The sequence below is a fragment of the Aquimarina rubra genome, from assembly GCF_042684305.1.
Classification (GTDB): Bacteria; Bacteroidota; Bacteroidia; order Flavobacteriales; family Flavobacteriaceae; genus Aquimarina; species Aquimarina rubra.
Window position 1 is genome coordinate 59,983 of record NZ_JBHULE010000037.1, and the last position, 16,880, is coordinate 76,862.

General features: G+C 34.9%; 9 protein-coding genes. All 9 read right to left on the reverse strand.

The window, feature by feature from the left end; genetic code table 11:
* Positions 1 to 23 precede the first annotated feature (23 nt).
* Entirely contained in the window at positions 24 to 1,937 is a 1,914-nt protein-coding gene (locus tag ACFSR1_RS23485; RefSeq protein WP_378295477.1) for an eCIS core domain-containing protein, read from the reverse strand.
* Complete coding sequence (locus ACFSR1_RS23490; RefSeq protein ID WP_378295478.1) at positions 1,934 to 2,422, reverse strand: hypothetical protein; 489 nt, start codon at positions 2,420 to 2,422, stop codon at positions 1,934 to 1,936. Before ACFSR1_RS23490 ends, ACFSR1_RS23485 begins: the two co-directional genes overlap by 4 nt.
* Before the next feature lie 84 nt (positions 2,423 to 2,506).
* Positions 2,507 to 4,171 carry a contractile injection system tape measure protein gene (locus ACFSR1_RS23495; RefSeq protein WP_378295479.1) on the reverse strand — a complete coding sequence of 555 codons (1,665 nt, stop codon included), beginning with the start codon at positions 4,169 to 4,171 and terminating at the stop codon, positions 2,507 to 2,509.
* A 5-nt stretch (positions 4,172 to 4,176) separates the two neighbouring features.
* Entirely contained in the window at positions 4,177 to 8,001 is a 3,825-nt protein-coding gene (locus tag ACFSR1_RS23500; RefSeq protein WP_378295480.1) for a PKD domain-containing protein, read from the reverse strand.
* Positions 8,002 to 8,016: 15 nt separating this feature from the next.
* The gene (locus ACFSR1_RS23505) at positions 8,017 to 10,830 is read right to left on the reverse strand and encodes a hypothetical protein (protein ID WP_378295481.1); all 2,814 of its coding nucleotides are present in this window, start codon (positions 10,828 to 10,830) and stop codon (positions 8,017 to 8,019) included.
* Positions 10,831 to 10,840: 10 nt separating this feature from the next.
* Positions 10,841 to 14,083 carry a baseplate J/gp47 family protein gene (locus ACFSR1_RS23510; protein ID WP_378295482.1) on the reverse strand — a complete coding sequence of 1,081 codons (3,243 nt, stop codon included), beginning with the start codon at positions 14,081 to 14,083 and terminating at the stop codon, positions 10,841 to 10,843.
* Between the two features lie 17 nt (positions 14,084 to 14,100).
* Entirely contained in the window at positions 14,101 to 14,520 is a 420-nt protein-coding gene (locus ACFSR1_RS23515; RefSeq protein ID WP_378295483.1) for a GPW/gp25 family protein, read from the reverse strand.
* Positions 14,521 to 14,522: 2 nt separating this feature from the next.
* The gene (locus tag ACFSR1_RS23520) at positions 14,523 to 14,813 is read right to left on the reverse strand and encodes a PAAR domain-containing protein (RefSeq protein ID WP_298312687.1); all 291 of its coding nucleotides are present in this window, start codon (positions 14,811 to 14,813) and stop codon (positions 14,523 to 14,525) included.
* 319 nt (positions 14,814 to 15,132) lie between these two features.
* Positions 15,133 to 16,878 carry a type VI secretion system tip protein VgrG gene (gene vgrG / locus ACFSR1_RS23525; protein WP_378295484.1) on the reverse strand — a complete coding sequence of 582 codons (1,746 nt, stop codon included), beginning with the start codon at positions 16,876 to 16,878 and terminating at the stop codon, positions 15,133 to 15,135.
* Between the last annotated feature and the right edge of the window lie 2 nt (positions 16,879 to 16,880).

Sequence of the window (16,880 nt, forward strand, 5' to 3'; positions counted from 1 at the left end):
GGTATCTTATAGATTATCAATTCTTATTTCACAAAAGGGCTGGATCTGATGGTTTTGATTTCTTCTGGTGTAAGTTTTTTAGGGTTTGATGCTGTTGCATGCATCAAATACGTATCATCTGGAACATTATGAGTCCCTCTATCCAACAACATATGCCCCATTTCATGAGAGACCGTGTTATCTGTCCCAGAATTACTTACTACAGTTCCTAAAAGTCCCGTTCCATGACCGGGTCTAAAGTTTTCACCGAGACTTCCTTTACTTAACTTTTTGACATAAAAAAGGGTTATTTGATTCTTCTTCTGATTCAGCGGCAATAATGCTCTTTCTTCTGTTGTTGGGCTGGTAGCACTACTAAACTCTTCTAGCACAAGATCACTTCCTATTAAGGCTATAGAAATGAATCGAGATAATGTGATCTCTTTTCCTTTAACTACTTTAATATTTGCTTGATGATATACATCATTATTTGCATAATTTATTGCGCTTGATATATTACCACTGCTCCCTTTGACGTGAACAACGTTTAGCGTTATCGTTTTTTCTTTAGGTTTCTTCTTTTTAGGAGTGGGTGGTGGAACAGATTTCGGAATAGTTACCATAGCTTTTCTATTCGGTGCTAAAGATTTAGAAAATTGATTGGTTTCTCCATTTGCAAACGTTTTGATGTTAGTAAGTGGTATTCCTTTTGATCCATCTGAAGGGCTCATTAGTTCTTGCGCAACTTTTTCTGCTCGATCGCATGATAATCCCCAATTAAGTCCTGGTTTTCCATCGATACTGGCAAAACCATCAATCCTAATAACATCATTACCTCCAGAAGCATGCCAATTCATTGCCAGGTTGGACAACATACTTTTGTCTGATGCAGATAAATTACTACTTCCTACACCATGATTAATACTCATATGAATCCCGGATGCACTGCTATCGGCTATGTTACATTTCATACCTGATGGTGCATCTTTAGGATCATTTTCTAGTTTGTGCTTCCTCTGAATCTTTTTATTTACCATTCCGCTTTGTTGTACGGTATGCGTAAGTTCGTGCGCTAATAAATGCTTCCCAGATTTAGAATTCGGATTATATTTCCCCTTATTGAAATACACATCATTACCGTGTGTAAAAGCCTGAGCTCCTAATTCCTGACTCATCTGAACTGCATTGCTATCTGTATGAATATTTACATTACTAAAATCTGCTCCAAAACCAGATTCCATTTCATTTTTTGTGTCAGCAGAAATCGGTTTTCCTTTTCCTTTACTATTTTTTAGCTTGGATTCTATAGATGAATCGGATGACTTATGGCCTTTGTTAGAAGTGTTTGTATTTGAGTTAGATTTGGTTTGTACCTCCTCTTCTTCTCCCATTTTTTGAACGGATTCTTCATTTTCACAATCATCGCATTTGGCTTGTACCGGTTCTTCCTCTTCTTCCTGTTTTTGAACTGACTCCTCTTCATCCATTGCTTGAACAGCTTCTTCTTCCTCTTGTTTTTGGACTGGCTCTTCCTCTTCCATTGTCTGAACAGCCTCTTCTTCCTCTTGTTTTTGCACTGGTTCTTCCTCTTCCATTGCTTGAACAGCCTCTTCCTCTTCTTGTTTTTGCACTGGTTCTTCTTCTTCCATTGCTTGAACAGCCTCTTCCTCTTCCATCTTCTGGACGGCTCCTTCTTTCCTATCTTTAAACATACTTGTTTGTACTAAAGGACTGATAGATGATGCCAAGGGTTTCTGTTGTACTTCTTCTTCTGAAACTCCTTTTTTATGAATAGCTCCTTCTGAATTAGATGAAGTTTTATTCACTACTTTATCCGCCATCGTATCCGCTTCTACCTCATATTTATCCCCAGGTTGTCCAACTTTTAATTTAGGTTGGATAAAAGACTTTTCTCCCTGAGTCTGAGTTCTCGGTTTTTTCTTTCTTTGTAATCTCATGCCGTATCCTCCTTAATTTTTTTTCGTTTTGCTTTCGTTATATCACTGATAAGACTTACCAGTTGATGCCAACCATCTGTACCACCTGCAATTATTGAGGCTGTTAGTATACAATCCAGGCTTCTGAACGCCACATTCTGGAATACTAGAGTTTCTGTAGGTGGGTTCATAAATGTTTCTAAAATCCTGAACCCAACTATGGCAATTAGTAATCCTATGGTGAACGATGTTAAGGTTGTATGTCTGAAATTTTTCTTCGGGTTTTCTTTTCCTGTATCCTCAACTTCTCGAACCTGATTAATTTTTTGGACCACAAAAAGTTCATTAAATCGCTCGACCAATGCCAATAGGATTGGAAATGAAATCAATAATGTACTTAGGTCAATATCCTTTAATGGTTTCAGCTCCAAAATTGTTATATCAAACTGATACAATAGCGTGATCGTAATAATACACAGTGCCAGAATGTACAATGTTATTTTCATCTGATGCTTTTTTATATTTTTTAGCTATCGCTTGTAAAGTAGGTTACAGGATTAGCTACTTACTATTCTTGCTGGTATTCTGTTTTACCATTCTACAAATAGAAGCCTATCAATCCACGGTAGCTTTATTATTGTTAGATTCCACGGTAATTTCTCTAATAAGATATCTTGCGTTTTGCGTTCGACTATGACCCGATATTTGGATGGATCATCAAACATCAATTTACCGGCTCTTTTTATAAAATTCTCCCTTAATCCGTCTGGTGAAGTATTTTTTAGAGCTTCCCAATTTTTCAATACCGCCAGAAGCAAACTCTCTGCTTCTTCCTTATACTTTTGTGGTAGTCTTACATTTTTGCGAATCGGTTTATCTAGTGGATGACCACACAAGAATTTTTCAAAAACCAAGTTACTTTCAGATTCTTTTTCTCTTTTAGTAGCTAGAAAATGCAATAAATGGATAGCCAACTCTACTTTTTCGGGTTTAATCTTGCCTTGGTCATTAAGTAGTTTTAGTTCAGAAAATAACCTCCCTAAATATGGATGTAATAATAATAACCCTGAATTTTGAATATATATATGAAATTCTGTTTCTAGTTTTTGATCTTCTTTAAGCTTATGATATTTAAATTTTTCTATTAATCTATCCGAAATTTCTATATCATTATATCGAAAGTGATCCAGTTTTTCTGATATCAATTCAGAAGCAAAAGGAAGCACCTTTTCCTGAAACTTATGAAACTCTTTCTGAAGTATCTTATAAAATCTATCAACACTTACTTTTATAAGCTCTTCTAAAATCTCAGGATCAAATTGCGTCTTTAATTCTTTCGTTAAATCATTATAAACGATCTGCTCAGAGATGGTTATTTTTTGAGTTAATTTAAGTTGTTTGGAAACCAATTTCATCAAACTTTTTATTAAAGAATCCTTCAGCTGTAATAATTCCTGTTGCTTAGCAGTTTTCTGCAGTCTGTTTATCTTTTGCAATTCAGCTATCCGTGTTTCTTTTTCTGATACTACTTCATCGACAATTTTTTCAACTAAAAGATTTTTTTTCAGCTTTGTAAATACTAATACCAAGCCTTCTTGCAAAGACTTATTATTTCTATCTGTTATATATTTCAGAAGTATTTCCCAATAGTTTTCTCTAACCGCTTTTCTTTTAAGGATTTTTGGAAACCGTAGAACAGGTTGATCTTTAGTAAAAATTTTTATCAATATTTCATCAGAAAATTGGTATATCAATCTTTTGCGCACTTCAGTTCTGTGTAAAGATTCTTCTAACTTTACCCTAAAATTTTTATTAGAAATAACTGTTTCTAAAAACTTGGTATCCTCTATATCCTTTGTTGAATCCCACCAAGGATTTTGACCTGACTTCAAAAAATATAGAAACGTCTCGACATCACTTTTTTCTTTATCAGTAATCAAAAATGTCGCATCTTTTTCTTCAAAAGTTTTTGGTTCTTTTTTCAGGCTTACCTGTTTTTGAAGTGATTTGATGATATCTAATTGTAACTGTACTTGATCTTTTACATCTGTACTATCAATACTTAATTCTAGTTTATCAAATCGGAATATTTGATCTTTTACCGAAGTTAAACTATCAAAATATGCTTGAATTGTTGGTAGCAAATTCTGTTTTAAAAACATATCAAGGTTGTCTTTAAGATCATATGCCGTTTTAGTATCTGACGTATTGACCTCAAAGAACACCTTGTTTATGATATGTTTTTGCTGAATCATACTTTTTAGGAATTGAGAATTTCTAATTGTATTTTAATATTTCTTAGTAAAAGTTCTTTTTCTTCCACTTTCTCCAGAGTAGTATTTAGGAACTCTTTAAGTCTTCCTTCTTTGTCTACTTCTATCTGATTCTCTCTGAATTGCTCGAGAGACTGATTAATTTCTACCAGTACTTCCTCAATTATTGTTTCAAACTTTTGCAATAATTCATTGGATTGACAGCATAGGATGCTATACACCAATTGAACTTGCAGTCTAAATATATTTGTAACAGCGAAAAACTCGAAAGTATCCTGATTATCTAGTGTCAGAATAGTTTTTGCCGTAGTTCGTATTAAGCCTACAAACCTTTCATTTAATTCCTCATCAAGATCTCCATTAATAAATGCTTCAAACTGTTCCAATACTTCTTTATATTGAGTCATCGTAGGATCAAAGACTTCTTGTCTGATATTCTCTGAGATATCGCTAAACTGCGGTAGTTCTTCTAAGCCTTTTTCAATAGTAATTTTCGCGTTTTCGATACACTCTGTATCCACCACCTCAACCTCGAATTGAATATCGTGAGAAACTGAATGGCTACATTTACCATTGGTTATTGTTAATGTTACTGTAACTAAATTGGTGTTATTTACAGGTAATTTATATTCATGTCTAGGATTCTCATCTGTTCTGTTATCAGGTAATGTATTATCTCCAAAATCCCAGAAATAGGTAACACCTGCTGGTAAATCAACTCCTTGAACCGTAAAGTTTACGGATGCTACTGTATTGTCATTAGAATATTTTGGCTCCGTATTAGTAAAATCAAAATCAGGTTTTCTAAACACTATAATTTTGGCTTCTGTAATTTGTTCATTTACCCTGAATTCAATCTCTTTACCTAACAACGAATCACTAATTTGTGTTGCGTCAAAGAAGTACTTACCATCAATCTGTATAACTCCGCCAGTACCATCTTCAACATCAGCAGTAACAATTCCATCTGCCGGAATCACCTCAAATGCTATTGGTGTTGTACCATCATGCAGACAAACAAAATCCACTGGTAAACGAAGAGAAACTGGTTGTTTAGGAATAATAAATGCTGTTGGAGCACAATCCGAACAACATAGATATGGTAATGCAAAATCAGCCACAACGGTATTCTCTGTCACATTGGCGATTGGTGGCACTAATAAATCTCCAAATCTCGAAAAATCTGCGACACTTAATTCTGTCAATGCTGGATTAACTGCAAAAACATTGGGATTTGTGGCTAATGTTGGATTAATTTCTGCCCTACTAATCGTTGGGTTGTTAACTCCTAATAGATTAATCGAAGGCAAGTTAGTTGCACTAATCACATTACTTACTAAAGAAGGTGTTCTACCAGTTGACTTACTTTTTCCTTTATACACCATCACAAATGTACCACCTGGTTGTACCCCTGCTTTATGTTCTAATCCACTATGCTTTTCAACGAACTTAGATAAAAGCTTTTGTGCCAATACTTCTTCCTTACGCTTTTGAATTTCCTCTAATAGTATTTCGATTTTTTCGGCAGCGCAGCAATTGATAGATAATTGATTTAACAATAACGCATATTGTTGTTCAAAACCTGCTCTTCTATAATTTGTAGATTCCGCATACAATAAACCTGTTGTCTTTTTTTTATAAGCCTCTACTTTTTCGCATAAACTCGCTATCGTAATCTTGTAATCATTGATTCTTTTAACGTCCATTTCCTCCACACTATTGGGAATGTATCGTGTTGCCACTTTGGTATGTGCCAGAATCTCTGCCGGTTGATTAATCGCAACATCTTTCACTTCAGCTTCCCAGGTAGAAATTACTGGATCTTCATCTATATCTTTTTTGATCACTGCAATAATATCCTCTGCAGAACCTTCTGGTTTTTCTTTAAAAGCTTTATCTATAACTTTTCCCAGGACATCTTCTTCTTTGATAATATTGTCAATCACTACAGTATCTACATCATATACGGTTTGAAATCCACCTATTTCGCTAAAAGAAGCGTCTAATGCTACAGTATCTATAGAGGCGGTTCTGCTCGTTATTGAGGTTATCGGTGACAGTAATGCTCTTTCTGAAACAATCGGTACTTCGGAGACCACACCTGAACTTGCTGCAGTTTCAAAACTATCTACTTTATAATATTTGTGTCTTCCCTTATCCTTTGTACTAAATCCTGAGAAAAACTTTGCCACATTGGCATTTAAGCAATTCTGCTCTGCTCGCCAAGCTTTTAAAACTGCATTCAGATCCTCAAACTGGCATTTATAATCAGAAAGATCAAGACTTTCTAAAGTCTCATCAATACTTAATACTTTGATATCAAAAGCTAATCCTTTTTCATTTTTGATCGTATCGAGATCTTTTATTGCTGTACGATAATCTTTGCCCAAGTGTCCTTCGATTCTATAAAAATCATTTCCATCGATATTATAATCTAAAGGATTCTGAATTGGATCAATACCAGAAAGATTTGTACTTCTGTATCCTAAATTTTGATCTTCTTCGAACTTCTTAGTTTTTATGTAGTTCCAATTTTCAATAAGATTTTTTGAGGTACTGTAATAATATGGAATAGAGCGCTTGCTAAGGGAAGTATCATAATTCAATGATGGAGTAACTTTGATATCTGTAAAAGCGGATTGTGTTATGTTATATTCCTGTAACATATAATATATCTTCAATATCAGATTTCTAATCTCTTCCCATTTTTCTTTACCATTAGGTAATATAGGCGAAGGATAGAAACTGTGTCTACATTCCAGATATGTTGAAGCAGGAGTTAATTCGCCTAATAGTAGATGCTTAGGAAATGAATTTTTATCCGGACAGCAGATGACTCTTAAATCAAACAAAAGGCATTTGATTTCATTATAAGTACTTACCACATCCTTTAACACATCATAACGATATTGAATATCCAGAGGAATATTGGTTATCTTAAAATTGAATATTGCATCAATTCTATTATTAATAGCGGTTGATGTTTTTACAGCCAACGAATCTGTATCGAGTAAGGTCTTGAAATCTGTAAACAATCTGGTGATTCCTACTTTTAGATCTGTAATAACAGAGGTGTTTTTTATAACATCGTGATAGCTTTTCTTTAATTTGAAGTAATCAGCCGTATTAGAATTTTGTGAAATAATCGTATTTCTCAGCTTACCAAGTACATACTCATTTTTGAGAATAACTCGTTTAACGAAAATCTCAGGAAGATTAATGAATTTTTTGATGTTGTTATGTTTGTCAAATATTGGGTCATTAGTTTTATTACTGATTGTCTTTACATCATTTTTGGACAGTAGTAACATTCTTATATTGGCAACTTGTTCCTCACCTTGAGTATCGCAATCGGTAGAAGTACATGGCGTTTCTTCTTTTGCGAAATTTTCAAGATATAGCACAACTACTTTATCTGCAATATCATCCAGCGTATTTAATTCTGAAGCCTCTGTCGATTGAGACTCTTCTGTAGTTAGTAATTCATGAATACCCGAGATACTGATAAATTTACTGTAGTTAGCATCTTTGTCTTCAAATAGCTTAGCGTGAGTATACGTTTTAGCTAAATACTTTATCAAATCCCCATCTGTGGTTACTGCACATCCATCCGATACAGTAATAGAAGTATTTTCTATAAAGGTCACATCAAGACCACACACAATACCTACTCCACTTAAGCAAACACGGGTTAGTCTATGCTGATCTTCAAAATATTCTATTATTGTATTAAGCTGCTCTGCCGTCAATACCTGATCATCGACAAAGGATCGATATTGCGTTGTAATTTCTTCTAATCTTATTGTTGCCATGACTTTTCTTCTTTTTTAAAGGTTGCCAATATTTGTTCTTCCTAATATTATTTTATTTCCTGTTTCCTCGGTATCATCATTATCACAATCATGTAATCGTCCGGTATGATAAATTGTATGTGCATCATTCATACATTTTACCAATTCATTCACTGTAGTTCTATAATTTTCTATGGCCGACTTACTATCAATGATCGTATCGCAATGCAGTTGTTCTAAAAAGCTTTTGTACTTTTCCTGCAGGTTGAACATATCATTCTCCTCATCAGGCACTAAACCTATTGGATATCCAACCCAACAGATTCTTGCTAACACATGAGCCGGTAATTCTTCTCTGATTAATTGTTCTGCAAATCTTCTGAAATCTTTATTACCAAATCTTTCTGTCCAACCAGGTAGTATAATAGAAACTCTAAAAGAGTAAGGATCTACAGGGCTACAGGATTTGCACTCAGAATCCAAACACGTAGGCATAAAATCTTGTGGACTGGCATCTGGTAATAACTCATCTGGATTTTCAGCATCGAACTGATTCAGATTATTAGTATCGGGACGTAACAAAATATGTTCTATGATATACATCCCTTCATCTGCGCTAATCCCCTTAATAAGTGCTATTAAAGTGTCTCTTGCATCTATTGCTTCTTCTTCTGTATCCGTAAAAGCAATCCTTCTTGCAATAATCCAATCTTCATTTTCGGGATCTGTGATATCAGGATCGATTAAATTAAAATAGGTTTGTGTACCATCTTCAGTCAATCTAAAGTCATAATTATCCGCATTTTTTGCCAAATGATATGCACGAAAAAGTTCTTCAAAAGCATCAGCCAGATTATGATAGTGTTTGCTGGAAGATAATAGTACCTGGCTTTCATTTTTAATCCTCCATCTATACTCGATAATTTCATCCTCATCCAGTTCTTCGTAAACTTCTAAAAACTCCGATGCCAGATCTCTTCTTGTATAATCAAGTACTCCTAAAAGTTTTGATATTCTTTTCTGTACTCCCGAAACATTTTTAGTATCCCAAATACCGTTATCATCTGCTGTTGTTTTGGGATTACAATAATTGAATCCTACTCCCCTTGCACAACTAATTTCTTTATAGCCTTGCAAAAAACTAAGTTTTGCTCTTAAGATTTCGTCATTAGCACTTTCGTTGTCTCCGTATAACAACTTCATTACGAATACATAATCCCCAAATCGCTCAGCAAATCGACTTATCAAATGGTCCAGAAGCTCGTTACGTCTTTTATAAAAAACCTCACTACTGGTTTCATCTCCTTTTACCTCACTCATAATCTCTATAAGATCCTGCTCATAATTAGAGTGATCAGAAATTATAGTTTCTATATCGGCAATATCCTCAACCTGCTGAGTATAATATGTTTGTTTAGCTTTTAACTCTTCAAATTCTGTTAATACTACATCATCTATATATAATTTTTTAAGATTTTCATCTACAGATAATAAATCTTTGACCTTCGATAAATGTTTAAAGTAATTGGCCAATATCTGGTCAAAAAACAATAAGTATGCTTTTAATTGTTTTGCCTTTGCTCTTCGTTGTTTTTTTGCATTTCCAGGAAGCCCAAATGAAGAAATTCCATACGTATCCGGAAAATCATTCTGAATTGTAGTGTAACTTTCTGGTGTTTGGTAACTCCCCAGAGGAATTTCTACATCCTCTATACTAACACTTTGTTGTTTTGCTTTTTCTTCTGCTTTAAGTTTTGCAATATTCGCAGCAACTCTGGATTCATTAATTCCGATAGGCAATAATCCTTTTGTAAAATTGAAAGTACTCTTATCACAACGAACTGGTTTATGCCAGTCTTTAATACAGATATTCCAAGATCCTTCTAATCCTAAAGTCCCATCACAATTACCAATAGAAATATCTTTAATGACATTAACACCTTCAATTTTCATGATTAATTGGATGATATCTGAGAGCCGAACTTCTTTTCTAAGGTCAGCATTTATCAATTCTTCCTTATCTATAAATCCTCCTTTGATATTTTCGAAATCAACACAAGCTTGGGAAAAAGGAATAGGCCCTTCAAAAATTTGATCCGTAGTATACCCTTTATCAAACATCTGCTGTAAAGAATAGAAGTTTACCGATGGAGAAAAATAATGATCTATTGCTTGGTAAATCAATGCTAGAATATACTCTTCATCAGCTCCAGGTTCTAAATCTATATAAGCACAAATAGCTATCGGATCTTCCTTTACAATCGTAACATCTACTATGTCTTCACACAAATTCCTATTTTGGTGATATACTTCCTTCACTACGCTGATAATGCTATCTGTATCTACAACTTCTTCTTCCAGATCCAGAATAATATCATTAAGTCCTTTTAATTTAAATGGAGCCGGTAACACCTGATTTTCATCAATCACATTATATGACAGTTCTGCGGGATGCGTTTTGCAATTAATATGGATATACTGATCATGAGATTTGATCCAAGCATTTTTCACTCCCTGTACGTGAACAAACAAGTTTCGATAATCCAATGCTGTGACAGGTTTTGTAGGAAGAATATTTATTGCCGACAAAAACTGCTCGTGCATCTTACTTTTATTATTCTCTTTTGAGGCTAATAAATTCTGAATCGGCATCTCAATTCGTTGAGAAAGATCAGTAATCGCGTATGACAACATTTCCAGCATAGTCACTCCAGGATCGTGAACATTATAATCTGTCCATAATTTGCTTCCGATCTTTTCGATATAATCAACACCTACACCTCTTAGGTAATCATAATCCAGATCATCTCCTGTATTTACATTCTTTGGTATGGAAATCGTTTCTTTCATGAGTTTCTCTTTACTGTCCTGGTGTTAATACTGTACATCCTTCTTCTGGAGTTACAACTCCTATTTCGTGGCTCGTGAATTTCACTGAAGTGAGAATTACTTTTGCACTGCTTGGTTCCACTTTCTTTACTGATGAGAATATTTTTACTCCCAAATTGGTTATACCTGTTTCTTTTTGTAACTGAAAATCAGTTATATAGTCTACGTATTCCAGCTTTTCTATATAATTAATGACCACGCTTTCATGAAGAGTAATTCCAAAATCAACAATCGAAGTTTCTTCAAAAGCCCAAGGAGCCAGCAATTTTGCTATATCTTTTTGCAATTGCGTTGAGTAGAAATTCTCATCTTTTCCTTCATAAAACTTTGCTTTCAGGATCACCTTTACTTCTTCGTAAATAGGATTTATTACCTGTGCTGTTACATGAAGTGTATTTAACTGATTGATAAAGTTTTGAATTTCATTTCTCTTCGCTTTACTAATTCTAGGCTTATACGGGTCATACACATTTTGATTTATGATATTAGGGATAATCACCAAGGTCACATCTCCGGGAGACAAAAAAGAGGTTAGTGATGTATGATTCAAACAGTTTATCTTATAGATATCAGGAAACTCTTGCAAAACCAAATGCTCATAATCCCAGATGGTAATTGCCCGCTGTTTATGCCGTAATCGTTCACTTATTCTTCTGTAAAATTCTTTGTCAGTTTCCTCTCGTTTCCCATCAAACGATCCATACTCCTGAAGAGCTCCTTTTACATTTGCTAAACGCTCCACCAGCTTCGAAATCGTGCCGGCGGGAATCCCATACTGTAGATGATTTAGGTTATTATTGTTATTTTCAAATTGAGCCAATACTGCTTGGGATTTGATATCAATCAACTGACTCACAGTATCAAAATCTCTTGGATTATCAACTTTAAGCCAAAAATACCCAGTTGGTAATTTTGTATTTTCCTTAGTAGCTTGCTTAGGAATTGAAAGCTTTACTATTCCTGATTTTAAAAAATTATCTGTATTATTAGTAATGATAAAATCTGCATTTAGGGATAACCATTCATTATTACATAATATGGACCATTCTAGTTTTTCTCCTTCGGCAAAATCATTGGTCGTTTCTGGGTTTTCACTTCCTTCTAGTGTTTGAACAAGTAGCGATACGCTTTGAAGATTCTCTGCATTTTCTAATGCAATAAATAAAGATCCATTTTGATATGCAGGTAATAGTTTAATAACTCTATCCGCTGTTTTTAAAACGGAGTTATTTTTTAGTTCTTCATTTTCTTCGGAAACTCCAAAAGGATGTTCGTGAAATAATTTCACATCATTATCCGTTGTACTAGCTTGCGCATCGTACCCAACTTTAATTGTTTCTATTTGTGGTGTATATGGTGGATTAGGAATAAGTGTATTAGATACATTTTCTTTGGACAGCGCAACCGAAAAAATTCTAGGAAACAAATCATGCAAAAATGATTCATTCAAAATAAGTTTTACAAAACCTTTTTTTACCGCGGCTGTAAATTTTTCTTTTGGTGGTTGTTTGGTTTGAAATGTAGCACTTCCCTTTTGAAATTTTTTCACAGGTTGAAAGAAGAAACCAAAGAAATCTTCTTTATCAGCACCTACATCAGCAGTTTTTGTAATTTCTATACTGCTCTTAGTACGATCAGCAGTACTAAACAAAAAATGGTTTAAGTCTTTAGTATCCCAAACTCCATTATCCAGAACCTGTACTTTTGCTGTAAAGTAATCTTCACTATCTACTATTGCATCAAGGGAATTAGGATTGCCAACAACCCCATTTGAATCCAGGGTTAATGTATATCTATCTTTACTAATTTTATCAATAAATTCTGTCCTATAAGCAATATAATTATCTACCAGGTTTAGTTTATCCTTCCAATCAAAATCTATATTTATTTTAGTCCAGTTTTTATTTAATGCTTCCGGTAATCCTATAAAAAAATTAGATCCTTTTTTAGGCTGCGGACCAAAAGGGTAGAATGGTTTAGAAGCATCCAAAACTCCTAAATCATTCTCAACTGTAATATCTTGTATAGCATCAATTGATACGTCTATCGTTGCACTATTTATTACCGTAGAAGAGAATAATTGTTGAAACTTATAGCCTTTATCATTTGTAGTACTATTTCTAATCACAAACCTAACAACTGGATCCGTCGTATTATAAGGTTCAAGTAATACTTCTTTGTCATAATTAATTATAGGGTCTAAACCTTCGTTAAGTTCTACTACTATTTTTAATTCTCCGGATACGATGGAAGATTCACTCGTTATAATTTCGCCTTCAATCCATTCTTTTTCTCCACTAAAAAAAATCGCTACGGCATCTGTTAGATCAGAAGTGTTTAATTGAGACGCATTAAAGGGACTAAGGTCAAAAGTGAATGTAACGGTCCTTTTTCCTTCTTTTAGTAACAATACCGGAGAAGATAATCCAAATCCTGTTTTTGCAAAAGGAAGGTCAGGATAAGATCCGGAATCCTGGGTAGCTCCAGGAGTATCAGTTGGATATCCAAATGGCCACCATCTAATTTCATCTTCAGGAAAACCTTCACCGATTCCATCATAAGAATTCGCTACAAAGGCATTCTTTATCCCCACTCCATCTTCATGAAAAACATTTCGCAATGAAGCTACTGAAGCTTTATTCACTATAATTTCTTCCTGAGTTTTATATATACGTTTTAATCCATTATCATCTTTCCCACCATCAAGTGAAGTTTTTTCTTCGATTTTAACCTCAGTTGCATTTTTAGCTAATTCAAATAGTATATGTACCTTATCTTCAACAGGAGCTTTGTTATCTAATTTCAAAACTTCTTTATAGTAAAAATCCAGATGCTTTTTGGACAAACTGTTTAATCGCTCTTGCGAAAATGAAGTCAATTTTAAAAAGGCTGCAAACAGCGTAAGATGTGGTTCTACATTTTTTTCTACTATGCTCTCTTCGGAAGGTTCTTCTAATTTTTTTAGTTTTTCTACAAAAGCTAAAATTTCATCTTCTTTTACAAAGAAATTGCTCCAATCGCCTGAAATACTATTTGTTTCCGTTTTAAAATAATGTACGTTTTCAGAAAACTTAAGAGCAAATCGCATCCAATCTTCTGTTGTTAGATCGTGCAATTGAATATTTTTCGGGTCCAGTGCATCAATACAACGTTGATTTTGGGATGTTCCATTCCGCATCAACAATAGATCGTTATGTTCGCAACTGTTACTCATCGTATTTTGTTTTTCTATTATATGTTAGTTCCTTCTTCTTTGTAGAATGGGAAAACCAAATTATTTCTAGCATTGGTTGCTCTGATTCTATACTCAATGAGAATCAATAATTCTCCATCTAATTCGTTGGTTTGATCAATCTGTATTTTCTCTGCATCAATTCTAGGTTCGTAATACAGGATTGCATTTTTGATCAGTTCCTTCACAAAGGTTTTCAGCGTTAGGTTTAAGGGTTTGAATAATAGTTCATCCAGATTACACCCATAATTTGGCACCATTACACGTTCACCAAGTCGGGTAGAAAGTAAAATCTCCAAACTACTTTTTATATCCGCTTCATCGGATAACATTGCTACTTTTCCGGATCCGCTCCCTTCTTTATTAAACTCAGGTGGAAATCCCCAACCTGTTCCTAAAAATGATGTACTTATATCCATAATTAACCTCCTATTATTACTGTTGGTAGTCCTAAAACAATGGTTCCTCCGTGTGCGGTACTATCTCCCATTCTTGCTGCCGGCATTCCACCAATCATAACAGTTCCAGAACCTACTATAATAGTATCCGGTGGTCCTACACAGGTTGCCATATCACCAACTCTTGCCGCTGGTAATCCTCCAATAAGTACCGTAGGTTCTCCTGCAGGAAGTATTGGGCCCCCGACGTGAGGCACTACACCTGTTACCATAGGACATACATGCATATCTGTTATTCTTGCTGCTGGTGGCATATTGTTTTGTTTATAGTTGTTTTAAATAATCCTTATTATTACGCTTTCCTCTCTGTCCGTCTTAGGCGAAAATATCTCCCAAAGAGAGAGAAGCTGGAATTCGTTCTTTATGTACCCTTATCCTAATTTCTTTACTACAAAAAGAACACCTCCCTAGCCCTCCTCAAGAAGGGAATTCATTCTTCTTTTATTATTTTTTAATTAATCTTTATAACTTTACTTCCCTCTCTTTCCGCCTTGGGCGGACATCTCTCCCAGAGGGAGAGAAGCTGGAATTCGTTTTTAATTCATATTTGTACTCCATACTGAATACTTACTTCTAATTTATCTGTACCAAAGAACCTTTTAAGGTTGCTGTAGCGCTTGATGACATTTCGACTCCTGCAGATCCTTCTGCTTTAAACTGTGCATTGGCAGTAATATTCACGTTGGTTCCTTCGATATTGACATCTCCAGATGCTGTTAGGTTAATGTCACTAGCACTTTCTATTGCTATTCCCGAATCATCTATGGTAATTACATTAGAATTATCATCTTCTACTACTATGGATCCTGCATCTTCATCCAGTACTATCTTCTTTCCTGCAGGTGTTTCTATACTTATTGATTTTTTATCATCATCAAACAGTACTTTCATCTCACTTCTGGTAACAAACCCTTTTTCGTGATTATCATCACTTGCTGTAAGTGGAGCGGGTTTAGCACTGCTGTTTAGCATACCAAGGACTACCCCATCATTGGGATCATCATTAATAAAACCTACAATCACCTCATCAGATATTTCAGGTAGAAAAAAAGCGCCTCTGTTTTCTCCGGCGTCTAAAGAAGCTACACGGCACCAAATACCTTGCTCCTCGCTATTTACTATTGGTAATTGCACCAATATTCGATTCTCTCCATCCGGATCTTCTTCTAACTGACTCACAACACCAATCTGTAATCCACATACCCCTGACAATAGACCCGATGCAGGCATCGGATTCATATCATAGGTTTCTGAAAACCACTTAGGGTTAATTCCAAACTGTGCATCTACCGTCCAATTTCCTTCAGAAATATGATGACTTACTCCAGTAACATATACCTTTCCGTTAAAGCGATCTCCCACGCCCTGAAGTTTTAGAATCGTTCCTGGCTTTACCGCTGGAATCCCTTGGAATTTAACTCTACCTCTAATTTTAGAAAGCTGCTGGAACATCCATTTAGCATCGCTCCAATCCTGCATTTCTGTGGTAGAAAGTGCACCACCGTGTCTTAATTCTAAGTTCTCTAATGCAATCACTGACGATAGATCGGAAGGTTCTAAATTTCCGTTTAAGGATACAGCAGGATCAGCCGCTTCAATCTCTACAAGCTCCTGATCGGCATAATTCCAACTATACGATGTTACTTTATCAATCTGATGTCTTGCGTCTATTTCTGCATCTAAATCCAACATGGTAGCACCAAAAGTGACTGTTTCTATTTCAGTAGCACCAAAATCAGGTTTTTTGATACTTAGTTTCCCGTCATCGACGAAACAAAGTTTCCCATTTGCCTGTGCTCTACTCACTATGAAATCCCAATCAGAAATATTATACTGCACCAGTTCTTTATGCTCATAATTGGTAGCTTCTACATCTTTATCAATTCCGTAGGTATCAATAATCTCTTCAATAATTCCGCTATCCTTATTTTCGTAGAAATACTTACTTTTTCTACCGATAGTTAGTTTAACCGATTCATCTTTGCATTCGATAATTAAGTAGGAGCCATTCGTTCTTATCTTTATATTGTGTTTGATTACAATACCCTTAAAAACTGTTTCCTCATCAGAATGATATCCAGCTGTGATTTCGATTTCAGTACCTGGAATTAACAATTCCTCATTACTTAATTCAAAATCCTGCTTTGCCGGTTCTCCATCTATCAAAATAATCTTGGCGGTAGGGATTCTATTCACTTCTTTTTCTATAGAAATCGTCTTAACCTGATATTTTTTTGACAGTTCCTGTCCACCCACAAGAAGTTTATGAGTAACCAGATCTGCATTTTTCGAGGTTTGTATAACGCTACCTTCTGCCATAA

Excerpts from the sequence above, each read along its gene's own strand:
- ACFSR1_RS23490 (WP_378295478.1), bottom strand. The coding sequence starts at position 2,422 with ATGAAAATAACATTGTACATTCTGGCACTGTGTATTATTACGATCACG.
- ACFSR1_RS23485 (WP_378295477.1), bottom strand. The coding sequence starts at position 1,937 with ATGAGATTACAAAGAAAGAAAAAACCGAGAACTCAGACTCAGGGAGAA.
- ACFSR1_RS23495 (WP_378295479.1), bottom strand. The coding sequence starts at position 4,171 with ATGATTCAGCAAAAACATATCATAAACAAGGTGTTCTTTGAGGTCAAT.
- ACFSR1_RS23500 (WP_378295480.1), bottom strand. The coding sequence starts at position 8,001 with ATGGCAACAATAAGATTAGAAGAAATTACAACGCAATATCGATCCTTT.
- ACFSR1_RS23510 (WP_378295482.1), bottom strand. The coding sequence starts at position 14,083 with ATGAGTAACAGTTGCGAACATAACGATCTATTGTTGATGCGGAATGGA.
- ACFSR1_RS23505 (WP_378295481.1), bottom strand. The coding sequence starts at position 10,830 with ATGAAAGAAACGATTTCCATACCAAAGAATGTAAATACAGGAGATGAT.
- ACFSR1_RS23515 (WP_378295483.1), bottom strand. The coding sequence starts at position 14,520 with ATGGATATAAGTACATCATTTTTAGGAACAGGTTGGGGATTTCCACCT.
- ACFSR1_RS23520 (WP_298312687.1), bottom strand. The coding sequence starts at position 14,813 with ATGCCACCAGCAGCAAGAATAACAGATATGCATGTATGTCCTATGGTA.
- vgrG (WP_378295484.1), bottom strand. The coding sequence starts at position 16,878 with ATGGCAGAAGGTAGCGTTATACAAACCTCGAAAAATGCAGATCTGGTT.